At 66.9% G+C, this 15,867-nt stretch carries 8 protein-coding genes and 1 pseudogene; 7 read left to right on the forward strand and 2 right to left on the reverse strand.

The features are described from left to right. The 3 genes from KILIM_RS14625 to KILIM_RS24650 all read left to right on the forward strand — a co-directional run bounded on the left by KILIM_RS14625 (position 1) and on the right by KILIM_RS24650 (position 5,577). Positions 1–2,805, forward strand: a complete 2,805-nt coding sequence (locus tag KILIM_RS14625) for an ATP-dependent helicase (protein ID WP_006593492.1) — start codon at positions 1–3, stop codon at positions 2,803–2,805. Then, positions 2,798–5,215 (forward strand): AAA family ATPase, encoded by a 2,418-nt coding sequence (locus tag KILIM_RS14630; protein ID WP_006593493.1) that lies wholly within the window; start codon positions 2,798–2,800, stop codon positions 5,213–5,215. The genes KILIM_RS14625 and KILIM_RS14630 overlap by 8 nt, the downstream gene beginning before the upstream one ends. Positions 5,216–5,370: 155 nt before the next feature. Next, entirely contained in the window at positions 5,371–5,577 is a 207-nt protein-coding gene (locus KILIM_RS24650) for a hypothetical protein (RefSeq protein WP_217997111.1), read from the forward strand. Positions 5,578–5,630: 53 nt separating this feature from the next. Here the strand turns inward: KILIM_RS24650 and KILIM_RS14640 are convergent, their stop codons facing one another. Both KILIM_RS14640 and KILIM_RS14645 read right to left on the reverse strand, forming a co-directional pair. Beyond that, the gene (locus tag KILIM_RS14640) at positions 5,631–8,159 is read right to left on the reverse strand and encodes a S8 family peptidase (protein ID WP_246308480.1); all 2,529 of its coding nucleotides are present in this window, start codon (positions 8,157–8,159) and stop codon (positions 5,631–5,633) included. An 83-nt stretch (positions 8,160–8,242) separates the two neighbouring features. After that, a complete protein-coding gene (locus tag KILIM_RS14645) occupies positions 8,243–9,199 on the reverse strand; it encodes an AAA family ATPase (RefSeq protein WP_006593496.1) in 957 nt (318 codons plus the stop codon). Between the two features lie 529 nt (positions 9,200–9,728). Here KILIM_RS14645 and KILIM_RS25075 point away from each other — a divergent pair. The 4 genes and pseudogenes from KILIM_RS25075 to KILIM_RS14665 all read left to right on the forward strand — a co-directional run bounded on the left by KILIM_RS25075 (position 9,729) and on the right by KILIM_RS14665 (position 15,825). Further along, positions 9,729–11,405 (forward strand): annotated as a pseudogene (locus KILIM_RS25075) (DNA/RNA helicase domain-containing protein). A 193-nt stretch (positions 11,406–11,598) separates the two neighbouring features. After that, positions 11,599–12,015, forward strand: a complete 417-nt coding sequence (locus KILIM_RS14655) for a RelB antitoxin-like protein (protein ID WP_040563510.1) — start codon at positions 11,599–11,601, stop codon at positions 12,013–12,015. Further along, positions 12,012–12,437 carry a hypothetical protein gene (locus KILIM_RS14660; RefSeq protein ID WP_006593500.1) on the forward strand — a complete coding sequence of 142 codons (426 nt, stop codon included), beginning with the start codon at positions 12,012–12,014 and terminating at the stop codon, positions 12,435–12,437. The genes KILIM_RS14655 and KILIM_RS14660 overlap by 4 nt, the downstream gene beginning before the upstream one ends. Positions 12,438–12,558: 121 nt before the next feature. Then, a complete protein-coding gene (locus tag KILIM_RS14665; RefSeq protein ID WP_006593501.1) occupies positions 12,559–15,825 on the forward strand; it encodes a DEAD/DEAH box helicase in 3,267 nt (1,088 codons plus the stop codon). The last annotated feature ends 42 nt before the right edge of the window (positions 15,826–15,867 follow it).

Raw genomic sequence — 15,867 nt, forward strand, 5'->3', positions numbered from 1 at the left:
ATGCCCACCTACACGCCCAGTCAGAGCGAGGCGATCGCCTGCGTCGAGGAGCCCCTGCAGATCATCGCGTGCGCCGGATCTGGCAAGACGCAGGTCATCTCCCAGCGGATTGCCGACCTTCTTGCCAGTGGTCGCGCGGAGCCGCGCAATATCGTGGCGTTCACGTTCACCGAGAGGGCCGCAGCGGAGCTTAAAGACCGCATCGTCCATCTCGTTGAGGAGGCCGGAACATCGACCGTCGGCCTGGCAGAGATGTTCATCGGCACAATGCACGGATATTGCCTGGATCTCTTGCAGCGCAATGTCCCCGAGACCTTCAAATACAACGTGCTGACCGACATCACAGCCCGGCTGCTCGTTGATCGCAACTCGCGCCAGTCGGGCCTGACGACCTGCGAGGCGGTCGTCAACGGCACCCCGAAGAAGCTTCGCCGGTTCGTGAACTCGCGCCTCTACCTCAGCGCCCTCGGCATCTTCCGCGAAGACGACGTGGATCAGAACCGTGTGCCGTCGAGTTTCAAGATGGCATTCGAGGCCTACACCCACCTGCTGCGAACCAAGGGCTACCTCGACTACACGGCGATGATTCAACTTGCCGTCGAGATGCTCGAGAACCTCGACCCCGAAGATGACGACAGCATGGCTCAGGCCCTCCACGGCTACGTCCGGGACGGAGTCAAGTTCCTTGTCGTCGACGAGTATCAGGACGTCAATCCCCTGCAGGAACGGCTGATCCGCGCACTGACCCAGTTCGGCGCCAACCTGTGCGTCGTCGGCGACGACGACCAGACGATCTACCAGTGGCGTGGCAGCGAGGTCAGCAACATCATCACCTTCGCCCGTCGTCATGCCAGCGTGCGCCAGGTCACGCTCGACGATAACTTCCGCTCCAGCCGGGGTGTCGTCGAGCTGGGCCGCTCCATCGCCGAGACCATCCCGGTTGGGGATCGGTTAGCCAAGCGGATGGTTGCTTCAGGGCATCAGGAGTGGGAGCGCGGCGACCTGCTCGCACTGGACTTCGGCACCGAGAACGATGAGGTTCGCTGGATCTGTGACCGGATCGAAGGCCTGCGAGGAGTCTCGTTCTGTGACTCGCCGTCGGCGACGCCACGAGGACTGTCCTGGTCGGACTGCGCCGTGCTCTATCGATCTGTGTCCGCGGACGCTGGTCCGCTCGTGGATGAACTCCGGCGACGCGACATCCCATTCGTCATCAAGGGTCTCAATAGGCTCTTCGACTCCCCGGAGGTCGCGGCCGTCGTCAACATCTTCGATTACATGGTGGAGACGATCTCCGCAGCAGGCTTGCGCACGGCCTGGGAAACAGCCGAGCTCATCCCGACCAGCGGCTCCTGGGATGCAGCCGTTGCCGTCCTCGACACCGGCCGCGACTTCGAGCGCGGGCAGCGGTGGGGAATCTACAACATCCAACGCGTCTACCTCGACTTCCTCGAAGCACTCGGCATTCGCGAAGACAACTTGCCCGGCCAGCGCGAGCGCCGCGAATTGGCGTTCTACCAACTCGGCAAGTTCAGCCAGGTCATCTCTGATTTCGAGGAAATCCACTTTTCGTCCACGCCGGCCGAGAAGTATCAAGCCTTCGCCAAGTGGCTGCAGTACCAGGCGCCGGACTATTACGCGGACGTCGATGACGATGTGGGGTACGCGACGCCCGACGCGGTGACGATCTCGACGGTCCACCAGGCCAAGGGCATGCAGTGGCCCGCGGTTTTCGTCCCCTGCTTGCGCCGCAATCGGTTTCCGTCCAAACGGCAGGGCGGGCTCAACGTATTCCACGTCATTCCCGAATCCGCGATACCGGGAGCGGATCGCTACAAGGGAACTCGCGACGACGAGGCTCGACTCTTCTACGTGGCGATTACCAGAGCGCAGAAATACCTCCACATCACCTACTCGCCGGGGGCTGGAAAGTTCTACGGCAAGCGGTCGGAGTTCTTCGACCACTGCACTCGCCACTCCTTGGTCAGCACTCGCGACCCTGGGCTCCCTGCCGGCGGACGACTCACTCCACAGCCCAAGGTCGAGGCCGCCCAGATCACGTTGTCGTTCTCGGAGCTGAAGTACTACTTCGAGTGCCCATACCAGTTCAAGATGCGCTTTCTCTACGGCTTTAACGCACCGTTGCACGAAGCGTTGGGGTACGGCAAAGGTCTGCACGATGCCCTGTCCGAGGTGCACAAGAGGGCCATCCACGGCGATCTCGTCACGGTGTCCTCGGCGAAGGATCTCGTCGACAGGCACCTGCACACGCCATACGCCTACCCGGAGCTACGCAAGCAGTTGGAGCGCTCCGCCATTGACGCTGTGGCGCGCTACCTGACCACTCACGGTGACGAGTTGGCTCTCACCCTGCACTCCGAGCAACCGATCCAAGTGCATCTTGGTGACGGAGTGGTGGTTGACGGCCGGGTCGACCTGATCCGCCGCCTCGACACCGACGAGGTGTCGATCGTGGACTTCAAGTCGACCGACCGCGCGCAGCAAGAGGAGGTCACCCGCGACCAACTCCACATCTACGCCGTCGGATATCAGGAGCTGAAGGGCGAGCGCGCCGACCTCATCGAGGTGCTCAACCTCGACCCCGGCGCCAAGAGCACCCGCGAGCAGGTCGACGACGCGCTGCTCACTTCGATCCGCGACCGGATTCAGGCCGCAGGCACTGCCCTTCGCGAGAACGATTTGCCGCGCCACGTCTCGTGGTGCGGGGCGTGCGAGAGCTGCGACTTCGTCGCCCTTTGCCGTCCGCGGGAGAGCAACCAGCGAGATGGAGCCGAACGTGAGTGACGTGACAGACCTGATAGCCCAACGGGTTGAGGGCACCTCAGGCCTCTCGGACGATGCGAAGCTCCTGATTCTCGCCGCACTCAAAGGCGATGCCGCCCTCACCGACCTTGACGGTTTCACTCCGCAGACGCCAGCGCCCCCGCGGGCCATGGAGCACGAGCCTGCAGGGGCCTTCCTGCGCAGCATCACGGTCGAGGCCTTTCGAGGCATCGGCCCGAGCGCGACCCTGCACTTGAAGCCCGGGCCGGGCCTAACGGTCGTCGCGGGCCGCAATGGCTCGGGAAAGTCGAGCGTTGCTGAAGCGCTTGAAGTCGCCCTGACCCGCACGACCTACCGGTGGACCGGCAAGTCGAGCGTGCGGTGGGCCGAGGGATGGCGAAATCTGCACTCCGAGGCCGCGCCCAGCATCAAGGTCGCCCTCGCTGAGGAAGGGCAGGGTGCGACACACATCAAAGTCGACTGGCCGAACGGCGCGGACGTCTCCGCCGCGAACGTTCGCCTGCAGCGCCATGGGCAGAAGCAGGAGGAGGGACTGGAGTCCCTGGGCTGGTCAGCGGCGTTGGAGACGTACCGGCCGATGCTCAGCTACGACGAACTGGGCTCGGTCTTGGCGGCCGGGCCGAGTCGGCTCTATGACGCGCTGTCACGGGTGCTCGGCCTCGATGAGATCTCGGAGGCAATCGCCAGACTCGAGTCACACAGCAAGGCCCTCAACTCCGCCGGAACCGAGTTGGCGCAAATGAAGAAGCAGCTCCTCGCCGACCTGGAAGCCATCGATGACGCCAGGGCGACGCAAGCCATCGAGCTTCTCAGACCGAACACGTCCCGTCTGGCCGAACTCGCCGTTCTCGCCACGGGGACCGACGAATCCGCGGATGCCACCTCAGCCGCGCTTCGTGGTGTCCTTGCCCTCACGCTGCCGGAGAGTGCCGACCAGGAGGCAGATCGCCTGCGCCGGGCTGTCGAAGCGCTCGCGGCGGTCAGCGAAAGCCACCTCGAAGTGCTTAGTCGTCAGGTCGCTGTCTGGGACGCAGCCCTCGCGCTGCACGAGGACGGCGGAGACACGCTCTGCCCGGTGTGTGAGGTGGGACAGTTAGACGGCCCCGCCACCCAGCGCATCCATCGCGAGCGCGAGGTCTCCCGCGCTCGCTTGCGCGAGCTGAACACGTGCACAAGCGATCTGGCGCGTGCCAGGACAGCCGCGCGCGACCTCGTCAAGCCGCTCCCACCCGCCCTCATTGGACCTCTGCCGAGCGCCCTCGACGTCGCGCACACGCGAACAAGGGAGTGCTGGCGCCAGTGGGCTGCGCACCCCGAGGGCGACCTGCCGCTGGCGGAGCACCTCCTCGCCTGTCTGCCACCAGCGCGAGCTGCCTTGCTCGAGCTGAAGCAGGCCGCCGCCGCTGAGCATGAGCGCCTCGACACCGCATGGTCCGCTATGGCGATTCGCCTCGCGACCTTCGCGGATCGGAGCACGGAGTGGGAGCAACAGAAGGACCATGCCTATGCCGCCAGAGCCGCAGTGAAGTGGCTGAAGGACCACGACACCGCTCTGAAGAACGAACGCATCGCCCCCATCTCGGCCAAAGCGGCACAGGTGTGGGACTTCCTGAGCCAACGCAGCAATGTGACGTTCGAAGGGCTGGCACTTGCGGGAACGACAACCAGGCGCAGGGTCGAGATTCAGTCCCGCGTCGACGGTCAGCCGAGTGGGCTCACGGTGCTCAGCCAGGGGGAGCTGCATGCCCTGGCGCTCGCGCTGTTCCTTCCGCGAGCGGCCCTGCCACAGAGTCCTTTCCGGTTCGTCGTCCTCGACGACCCCGTGCAGGCAATGGATCCTTCGAAGGTCGACGGCCTCGTCACTGTGCTAACAGACCTGGCCAAGACCCGCCAGGTCGTCGTCTTCTCTCATGACGACCGGCTGGCATCGGCCGTACGCCGCGGTGCGCTCGAGGCCACCATCGTCTCCGCGACCAGGGACGAGGGCTCTCGAGTCACCTTCGAGACCACCAGGGATCCTGCCACCCGGTACCTCCATGATGCCCTGGCCATGGCCAAGGATCAGCAACTTCCCGAGAACACCCTGAGAAGACTCCTGCCCACCATGCTCCGCCTCTCTCTCGAGGCGGCAGCGCGCGATCGGTACTTCACCGCCCGGCTGAGTCGCGGCGACCCGCACGCCGATGTGGAGACCACGTGGAACTCGGTGCATCGAACTGGGCCTCGCATCGCCCTGGCCCTCTATGAGCAAGAGCGCTCGCTCGACACCTGGCTCGACAAGGATCACGAACGCCGCCGTGTCCTCGGTATCTGCACGTCGGGTGCTCACGGCAGCCTTCGAGGCAATCTCCTCGATGCCTGCCACGCGACTGCCCGTGTCCTCGAAGACGTGAAAGCGGGACGCCGTTGACACCGCTTCTAGAGCAGGCGGAGTGGCTGCTCGGGAACCCATCGATCCCAGCCCAGCACCGCGGTCGTGCCGCGTGCTGGCTAGCCCGTGCAGCGTTCGAAGAGGCCGTTGGCGACCTCTTGCTCGCTAATGGCAACGACCCAGGCTCGGCCTCGATGCGCACAAAGCTCTCCTGCTTGGAGGCCGCCTACTTCACCGCCCGTCCCGACCTGGCAGCCCAGGCGGAGTACGCCTGGGCGCTCCTCTCCCGCGCCTCGCACCAACATGCCTACGAGCTCTCGCCTACCGCGGCGGAATGCCGTCATCTCATCCAACTCGTCAATGTCCTGATCTCAACAACGTCCGCGACATCTCGCACCTAGGGGCGCTCCTTGGCAGTTGTCGACAAGTGGAATCGACCAGCCAGGGGGTCCCCTTAACTCCGTACTCTGCCGCGGGCGCGATCGCGGGCCTGCTGACGCAGTCCAGTCCGCACCTCATCGTGGACGGTGGTCGACGTCTGCTCGGCCGTCTCCACGGACGCGACGAGTGCATAGCGGACCGTGTCGCCAGCGCGGAGGCGTTGAGCGTCGTCCATGCACTCAATGTGGATCGGAAAGGTGCTGTCAGCACCAAATACCATCGCGCGGGTGCCCTGGACGATCTCGTGCTGAAGGCTCCCTCGTCTGACCGAGTTGTGCTCGGCGTCGATCCGGGCCCCGCCCGCGAGCTGTGTGTCCGGCGTAGCAAAGTACACCTTGGCGCCACGGTACCGGTTGAGCTGGCCGACGGTGGGGGCCATGTAGGCGAGGGTGATAGTGAAGCGGTGCCACTCCGCGCGTGCGCGAAGCGAGGGCGGCAGTGGCAGCTCGTAGGTGTGGCGTTGGTCGCGCGCAATCAGTCCCCCACTGACCAGCACCGCTCTGTTCGTGGCTGCGATCCCGAGTCGGCCGGTGTCGAGCCGGCCGTAGCCCAGGAGCGCGGTCAGGTGGCGGCGGGCCAGCTGGTTGGTGAGGCCGAGTTCACGGCGGAGTCGTGCTTCCCATTCGCCCCAACTGCTGGCGTGGACGAGAAGAGCTCTCGCGAGCAGCGGATGGTACAGCGGGTCCGGCAGCTGCGCGTCGTCGGCGTCGTCGGAGCCGGCTTCGAGGATGTCTAGCAGGCGGCTGGCTTCGCGGGTCACCAAAGCGGTTGCGTTGCTCGTGCCGACAGTGAAGAGGGTGCTGTTCGTTGCGCCCGCTCGCCCAGGGGCGGCTACTCGCAGACCCGGCCCGCTCGTCGCGGTCTGAGCCAGTTCCACTTCGACGGCTTCCTGCCCATGGGGCGGCGTCACAGGGCGGGCATAGAGCGCCCTGCCTCCGATGTGGTGCAGGTCGGGCTTGACCGAGCGGTCGACGCCGGGTCCGGTCGCGCCGTAGTGAGCTGGGCCGTCCTGGTGGGTGATGTCCCAGGCTGTGTCTGGTACGTCGATGTCGCCGAAGTTGTCGCTATGGGTAGCGCCAATGGTGAGTGCGTTGAGGGCGTCCCCTGGAGGGAGGATGCCACGCACTAGCACGGCGTCGTAGACGGACCGGATCACGGCGGATCGTGCGGACTCGTCGCTGCTCATGGCCTCGGCCGGGATGGTGACCGGGCCGAGGTGGTTGCCTGCGCTGACTATGAACAGCAGGTTGTAGGAATGGGCCAGCCAGTCGAGTAGCCGCCCAACAGGGCTCATCCTGCGCACGAGCGCTCGCGCTTGCGCGCCGATTGAGAGATTGATGATGCGCACGCTCGGCGCAACGGGATCCCGACCGGCCTCTCCCTCGATGATTCGCTTGACTGCGCGGTGGAGTAGATCGGTGAGCAGCCGGTCCGGGATCATCTGCTCGTGTCCTGCCACGAATTCGTGGGGTCGCATGATAGGCCGCACGTACAGTGGCCGTTCAAGCGGTTCGCTGTCTGCGGAGAGGTCGCCGTGGATGATTAGCGAAGCCATCGCAGTGCCGTGATGGCGCGCTGCGAGCGGGTAGTTATCGCCAAGCTCATCGGGGTCATCGACTACCAGCCGGCCGGCAAGAGCGTCGTGGTTGGAAAAGGGCAGTCCGTCCAGTAAGGCGACCCTGGGCAGGCCCGCGGTGCGTTCTCCGGGTGGCAGGCAGGCCTCGCTGACCGGTTCTGAGGTCGGAGGTGCCACGCTCATAGGAGTGAACGGGCTGACGAACATGACTTCGTCCGTGGTCAGCAGTCGGATCGACTCAGCCCCGTCGGCCAATAGCGAGTGAACCTGCTGTATCGGCAGCTCCGCGAGTAGGGCGTGGTAGCTAATGTCGCTGATCTGGGAGCGGTCGAGCACACGCCCGCCACTGCTGGAAATGACCTGCTCGACGTGCGCCTGTGCGGTTGTGCGCTGCTTGGAGTCGCGGCGGAACCACAGCTCAACTTCGACCATCACGGTACTGACGGACTGGCCGATTATGTCGAGCCTCTCCTGCCACAGATCGCGCAGGCCAGTCTCTCGGATGCGGTCCTCGGGCCCCCAGCGTCGGATCGCGGAGAGCTGCTCGAACGCAGTCTTGAACTTTCCCAAGCCGTAGGCGAACGACGCTGACGGGTCTGCTTGCCAGTCTTTGAAAAGACGAAGGAGTTCGTCAAGCGCTTTGGCGTTAGACATCGTCAAATACAGGGAGTGCTGAACGGGCTTGTCTGTGCGGCCACTCTCGGAGTCGATCATGTGGAAGTCGTCGTCAGGGTCGCATGGGTCCCCGATCAGCTCGGATAGGAACTCCAGTCCCTCGATCCCGTCAGTCGCGTTGCGGAAGTCCTTGACGCTGCCGGCGAGGTCGAAGACGACCACCAGAGCCGGGTCGACCTCGTCGGGTGCATCAGGGGAAAGACGTGCCCGCTTTGCGTCGAACGCTGCCCTTAGCTCGCCGAACTGCGGAGTAAGCCGCTCCCCCTGCCGACGTGCGCTGGGTTTGGACAAGCGCGGCAGGTTCGGGGACGGTTTTTTCGGCCGATCTACCACCGTTGGCGACCCGAACGCCAGGAGTGGCCGAGGTTCCGCTGTCACCCCGCAGCCTGATCTCGTCTGTGCTCAAGCCGTTCCTGGACGATGCGCCGAAGGTTGCTATCGGGGAGTTCCAGCACGGCTCTGCGGCGCACATCCAAGGCGAACTCTTCCAGTTCGGAGAAGCTTGCTCCCGCGAGCTTGTCCGCCAGGGTGCGGGGGGCGAATCCGAGGTCGCCACCCAAGCGGGCGGCGAGGCGTTCCAGGAAACGGGTCGCCTGTGCACGGCTGGGCGCTTCGAGTTCAGCGCGGATCTGGAAGCGTCGCCATGCCGCCCGGTCGAGAAGTTCGCTGTGGTTAGTCGCTCCCACCAGCAGCACATGCGGAGGAAGCTGGTCGATCTGGAGCAGCAGAGTCGAGACAACCCGCTTAATCTCACCGGTCTCGTGCTCGTCTGATCGTTCTTTGGCGATGGTGTCGAGTTCGTCGAAGAACAGCACACAGCGGCGGGTGCGGGCGAACTCGAAGGCGTTGTCGAGCCGTGCGGCGGTCTCGCCCAGGAAGCTGGACACGACCCCTTCGTAGCGGATGACGTAGAACGGCAGCATCAGCTCCGAGGCGATGGCCTCAGCGACGCTGGTCTTGCCGTTGCCCGGCGGGCCGGACAGCAGCAGCCGATTGCGGGGCTCGATCCCGTAGCTGCGCAGCAATTCGGCGCGCCTCTGCTCCTCGATCAACTCCGTGACCACTCGGTGCGGGACCGGAGCAAGCTCCAACTCGTCCAAGCGGCGATGAGGGACGATATCTTGCACCAGGTCACGCATCGCTGCGGCGCGATCATCACGCGCGACACTCTGTCCGGTCGTCGTGATCAGCTCGGACAGGCGGTCTGCGACCAGGTGGTGCTGGTTGGCTCGCTCCTCAGCGATGACCGCCTCGACGAGCACGCGGAAACGGTCCCGATCGCCACGGCGCTCGGCCTCAACCAGATCTAGGAGCAGGTCTGCGCGCGCCATAGCCCGCCTCCCTCGGTCGCCACGATCATGTCTTGTAGCCTATCGTCGGCCACTCTGAACCTGGCGAGCCTCGCCGACCCTCTGCATCGCCACGTTGTCCCTGATCTGGGCAGCAACTCGAGGTCGGTCGCTGATCCCTTTCCCCTCATCGCCCTTCGCAAGGTCACCGAGGCTCAGGGCCGGCCACCTCGCCCCAGGGCCTCGGCTCCGCGCCACCGAGCGGTATCGTCCACCCCCGGATCGCCTCGGACTACCCTGACAACGTCATTGCGGCCCGACGGGCTTCCACCAGGGACACGCCCCCACCCGCACGAGCTACTTCGTGCTGCCTGGGGTTCCGTCCGTGTATCTGCTTCGCTCGTCCGCGCAGGGCCTGTCTGCCCTGGAGGCCCACCTTGCCGAGCGGTTGGCCGAGCAGATGTCGATCCAGACGGGTGCCCGGCCGTCGCCGGGTGAGCAGCGGTCGTGGTCGCGCAGCATCCCGCAGCTTCGGGCCGACCTCATCGACGCCGGCCTGGGCGGCGTCGAGATGCTCCTGGAATACCAGCTGCCGCTGACGAGCAAGCGCGCCGACGTCGTCCTCGCGGGGACGCACCCGCGCACCGGCGACCCCTCCTACGTCGTCCTCGAGCTCAAGCAGTGGAGCGGCGCGAGCAGCTTCGAGGACAACGACACCCTCGTGCGCGTGGACCAGTACGGCGACCGCGGCGTGCTCCACCCCGCGGTCCAGGTCGAGGGGTATGTCGAGCATCTCGCCGACTTCACTTCGGCGCTGGCGGATCAGCCGCACAGCCTCGTCGGCGCCGCCTACCTGCACAATGCGACCGACCTCGCTGTCGAAGACCTCCTTGCCCGCCCGGCGACGGAACACGGGCGGTTGTTCACCGGCCAGCGACGCAGCGACTTCGTCGACTACCTGCGAGAACACCTCGCGACCGGCAGCGGCGCCGACGCGGCCGACCTGCTCGTGCGCAGCGCCACCGCCCCGTCGCGCAAGCTGCTCGCCGTCGCCGCGGACGAGGTCCAGCACCGCGAACAGTTCGTGCTCCTCGACGAGCAGCGCGCCGCCTACGAGCACGTCCTCCACGCCGTCCACCGCGCCCGCCACGCCAACCAGAAGACGGCCGTCATCGTCACCGGCGGCCCCGGCAGCGGCAAGTCCGTCATCGCCCTCTCCCTCATGGGCCAGCTCTCCCGCGAGGGTCGAACCGTCATGCACGCCACCGGTTCTCGCTCCTTCACCCAGACCCTGCGCAAGGTCGCCGGTCGGCGCGCACCGCGCGTGCAGAAGCTCTTCGGCTACTTCAACTCGTTCATGACGGCCGAGCCGAACAGCCTCGATTGCCTCATCCTCGACGAGGCCACCGCCTGCGAGACCTCCGTCAACCGCTACACGCGCAAGGAGCTTCGCGCCGCCGGGCGCCCCCAGGTCGACGAACTCCTCTCCGCGGCACGGGTTCCGGTCTTCCTCCTCGACGAGCACCAGGTTGTGCGCCCGGGGGAGCGCGGGACCGCCGACGACATCGCCGCGCACGCCGAGGCGTTGGGCCTGCGGGTGGAGCGCATCGCGCTGGACCAGCAGTTCCGGTGCGGCGGCAGTCGCCTGTATGTCGAGTAGGTGCTGCGCTTGCTCGGGCTTGCCCCCGGTGGGCCGGTCGCCTGGAGGGGTGACGACGGGTTCGAGGTGTCGGTCGTGGACTCGCCTGGTGCGATGGAGGCGCAGCTCGCGCGGCTCAACGGCGACGGCGCGACGGCCCGGATGGCGGCCGGCTACTGCTGGCCGTGGAGCGACCCGCGCCCGGACGGCACGCTCGTGCCCGACGTCGTCATCGACGGCTGGGCCCGTCCGTGGAACCTGCGCGGCGACCGCGGCATCGGCGGCGCCCCACCCTCGGCGCTGTGGGCCACCGACCCGGCGGGCTTCGGGCAGGTCGGCTGCATCTACACCGCTCAGGGCTTCGAGTACGACCACGCCGGCGTCATCATCGGCCCCGACCTCGTTTGGCGCGACGGGCGCTGGGTCGTCGTGCGCGCCGCCAACCGTGACCCCGACTTCCGCAATCGCGCCGCCGTCGACGACCGGCAGGTGGATCGCCTCATCCGCAACGTCTACAAGGTGCTGCTCACCCGCGGCATGCGCAGCGTCCGCATCTACTCCACCGACCCACTGACCAGAGACTTCCTGCGTTCGCTGATGCGCGCGTAGGAGCCGGAATTCCGGCACCCACCAACCGAACACCTACGGATCGACAGGCTTCTTCGAGACATGCCTCCCCCGTGACAAGCAACGGGCAGGCATGCCAAAACTAGGGCCGCCCGGACGCACCCCCAGGGAACTTGCATCAGCAGCCTGAGAGGCCGATAGTTGCATGTACATGCTGTACATAGAGGAGCGTACGATGCCAGTCGCCGAATACGACACCGTCACGGAGGCCCGCAAGGGTTTCAAGTCCATGCTCGATGTCGCCCAGGACGGCGGAACCGGGCTCGTCCACCGTGATGGGCGCACGTTCGCGCTCGTCTCGACCGAGTTGCTGCATCCTGCGCTGCTTGCGGCGGTCGGGGTCACGCCCGAGGTGTTCTTCGAGGATGGCGGCGTCGGTATCGCGCTACCCGGTGCCCCGTTCGCTGCCGAAGGGGAGAACCTCCAAGAGGCCGCCGCCGATCTCGTCGAGGCACTGCGTGAATACGCCGAGGACTGGGCAGGGCTCCGAAACGTTCCGAACCACAATCGCCTGCAGCACCTGGTGGCTCTCGTCGACGTCTCCAGTGACCAACAACTGATGGACTGGCTCACCGGGGAGTCGGCTGCGTGACGTGGCCCGCCGCCAGCCGCAAAGACCACCTGCGCTTCTGTGAGAACGAGGGCTGGCAGGAGGTTGGTCGCGCCACCGGTGGGCGCGTCAACCACTACCTCACCTTCCAGCTCCCCTTGCCGGACGGGCGCGTCCTGCGCACTCGCATCTCTGACCCACCGAACAAGGACACCTACGGCGCAGGCCTCTGGAAACGCATACTGCGCGACCAACTCGACGTCGATGAGGCCGCGTTCTGGGCGTGCGTGCGCGACAACGTGCCGCCCCCGCGCGGCATGCCGACCCCTGAGCGGGAGAGCATCCCCGTGGACCTGTATCGGTTGCTGATCGGCAAGGCCGGGCTGTCCGAGCGCGAGGTCAGCGCCATGACCCGAGACGAGGCCATCACCGCGGTGGCGACCTACTGGAGCCGCGGGGAGTGAGGCTGTCAAGCTCGCGGCCGAATCCGACCGGACGTGGCTCGCGGCGGTGACCTGATCACCGGCCCGCGACCTGTCGTACCCCGTCGCTAGGGTGAGCCGCAGTCGAGCCAGGGGGCACTGAATGTCGCAGGGGCAGAGTCAGGCACGAGTGATCAGGGCCTGGCGGGACATGGAGCTGTTCTCGCCGCAGACGGTCAAGAAGGCCAACCCCGGCGATGGCACGGCCCCGTCCGTCGACTGGCGGCCCGGGATGCCGCTGCCGTGGGAAGAGGGCACCTACCTGCAACGGCGCCCGCTCCCGCCCAGGCATGTGTGGCGGCACACCGTGTACGTGTGGATCTATGACCTCACCACCATGTACGACTGCCTCGACCACATCTACGCCGCCGCGGATGCGGTGTACGACGAGCGACCGCTTGGTCAGTCCGCCGCTGCCTGCTTCGCCGTCGACGAGCACGGGCACCTCGACCCCGAGTCCGCCGTCCTCTCCAGCGCCGCGTGGGGTCTTGGGCGGGCACTACGCGCCGATCGCCGCTCCGATCGTTGGTTCGACGAGTTCACGCAGGCGACGGCGGACTACGCGCAGACCATCAGCGAACTCGTCGGCCTGGAGGCGACCGACCCCAGCGAGCGCGGACGCGCCCTCACGCCCGAGCTGCTCATGAAGATCGGCGGCCTGACTCGCGCCGCAACCGGCCTGCCGCGCAAGCACACCTTCCGCCCGATCCCCGGTGAGATCGACGGGCCCGGCGAGCGCGACCCCCTCCCCGTCGCCACCATCGCCCGCATCCAGAGTCGCGCCGTCGACCCCGACAAGGACGACGACAGCAGCGACTTCCTCAACAGCTTCATCCTCGACGACCTCGGGCGCGCCGCCGACGCGGTCGAGGCCGGGAACGCCTCGCCCGCCCTGATGGACTACCTGGCCGGCGCCGTCGGCTGCGAGGCCGCCCAACGCACCGACACCGTCGCCCGCCCTGGCCTCACGTACCCCGAGGTCAGGCCCGCCGTGCTGCCCTACGGCCGGTGGCCCTCCAAGCCGGCCCACTCCCTGGCCACGAGCCAACAGTTGGCCGTGGACCTCTCCTTGGGCGACCTCGACGGCGGACCCGCACTGCGCTCGGTCAACGGTCCACCCGGCACCGGCAAGACCACGCTGCTGCGCGATGTCTTCGCCGGGCTCGTCGTCGAGCGCGCACGCCGCCTTGCCGACCTCGAACACCCGAGAGCGGCATTCACGGGAGAGAAGCGGAGATGGAAGGTCGGCGAGTTCATCAAAGTCGTCCACGTCCTGAGGCCCGAGTTGACGGGATTCGAGATGGTCGTCGCCTCGTCGAACAACAGGGCTGTCGAGAACGTCTCCGACGAACTCCCCGGCTCCGACGCCGTCAAAGAGCCGTGGGCGGAGGCCGACTACCTGCGCGACATCGCAACCCTCGTCCGGCGCGCCACGAAAGGGGACGAGTCAGCGCAGGCGTGGGGGATGGTGGCCGCCAGGCTGGGCAACCGGACCAACCGCCGCGCCTTCGCCAACGCGTTCTGGACCAACAAACGCGAGTGGCAGGGCGAACCCCGCACCTTCCGGCATCTGCTCGAGGAAGCAGCAGCCGGTCCGTCCACGTCCTGGGCCGATGCCGTGGGGGCCTTTCGACGAGCCCTGGGCAGGGTCGACAAACTGGCCGCCGAGGCCACGCAGGCCGAACAACGCCTCGTCCGCAACAGTGACGTTCATCGCGAGCTCCAGGAGATGGAGAGCCACCTGGCGCGGCTGACGCGGGAAGAGCCAGAGGCCGCTCAGCGTCAGCAAGAGATCGCCCGCGAATTGTTCTTCGCCACAACGAAGCACGACGAGGCTGACGCCCGCGTTGCTGAGCATCTGCGGTCCCGGCCCGGATGGTGGGCGGCGCTCACCTCCCTCGGTGCGGCTCACCGCGAATGGGACGACGCCGGTGCGCCGCTGCGGGTCGCCGCCGAGGCAGCCGCTGCCGCCCACACGCGCACGGAAAGCGCCCTGACCGCAGCCCGCGAGCGTGTGACCGGCCTACGACGCGACATCGCCCAGGCGCAGGAGCAACGAACCAGTCACCTCAAGGAGCAGCGAGAACTGGCAGCCGTGTGTGAGAGCGACCGGCAGCGCTGGGGCGCCGCCTACCCCGACGCGCACTGGCTCGAGAGCGATCGAGCCCGCGAGCTCAACGCCCCCTGGGCGGACGAGTCCCTGAACCGGGCCCGCACCGAGGCCTTCCTCGCCGGCCTGAGGATCCATCACGTGTGGTTCGAACACTGCGCCACTGGCGAGCCCGGGCAACCGTCGCTCGTTCAGTCGATGCGTGCGGCGATGGACGTCGTCCGCGGCGGCGTACCCAAAGACGTCGATCCGGCCGCCGTTCTCGCGGCGTGGCAGACCTTCTTTCTCGTCGTGCCGCTCGTGTCCACGACCTTCGCGTCGTTCGGGCGCATGTTCTCCCATCTCGGTGCGGAGTCGCTGGGGTGGGTGTTCGTCGACGAAGCCGGTCAGGCGACGCCCCAGTCCGCGGTCGGGGCGTTGTGGCGCGCCCAGCACGCCCTGGTGGTCGGCGATCCCTTCCAACTGACCCCGATCGTCACGCTCCCCGCCAAGGCGGAGGCCAATATCGCCACCGAGCACGGTGCATCGCAGGAGGCCTTGCCCTCGCGGACCTCGGTGCAAGTGGTCGCCGACCGCATCAACCCGTGGGGCACTTCGCTCGGCTCCGGTGACGCCCGCATCTGGGTGGGCACGCCGCTGCGGGTGCACCGCCGCTGTGACGACCCGATGTTCACGATCTCCAACACCGTCGCCTACGGCGGCCTGATGATCCACGGCAAGCCCGCCGCTGAACTGGGCGCAGATCCTGCCAGCCGCACCACGCCCGACGAGGTCGAGAGAGACTTGCCCGAGAGCTGTTGGCTGCACGTAAAGGCGAGCAACGGCGACGGTCACGCGCTCCGCACAGATATCGAGGTGGCTAAACGGCTCGTCCGCGACCTCTTGGACGGCACCACCCCGACGGGGGCACCCCCGGTGCCCGCGAAGGAGATCTTCGTCATTTCTCCCTTTCGCGCCATGGCGAACGCCGTCGCTCGGTTCCCCGACCTTCTGGGGCATCCAGTGGGTGCCGGCACAGTCCACACGGCGCAGGGGCAAGAGGCCGACGTGGTCGTGTTCGTCCTCGGCGGCGACCCGACGCGTCCCGGCGCCCGCACCTGGGCAGCCTCGACCCCCAATCTCGTCAACGTCGCTGCGAGCCGGGCCAAGACCCGCCTGTACGTCATCGGCGACCACCACGCCTGGGCCGGTCTGCCCCACTTCACGACCCTCGACAGCCACCTGCCTTGGCGGGCCGTCAGCCCCGCCGCAGTCTGGTGAGAATCCCTGGCACCGAGTTCACCAGAGAGACCGAGGTCGGCA

The organism is Kineosphaera limosa NBRC 100340, from assembly GCF_000298215.1.
In the GTDB taxonomy this organism is placed as follows: Bacteria; Actinomycetota; Actinomycetes; order Actinomycetales; family Dermatophilaceae; genus Kineosphaera; species Kineosphaera limosa.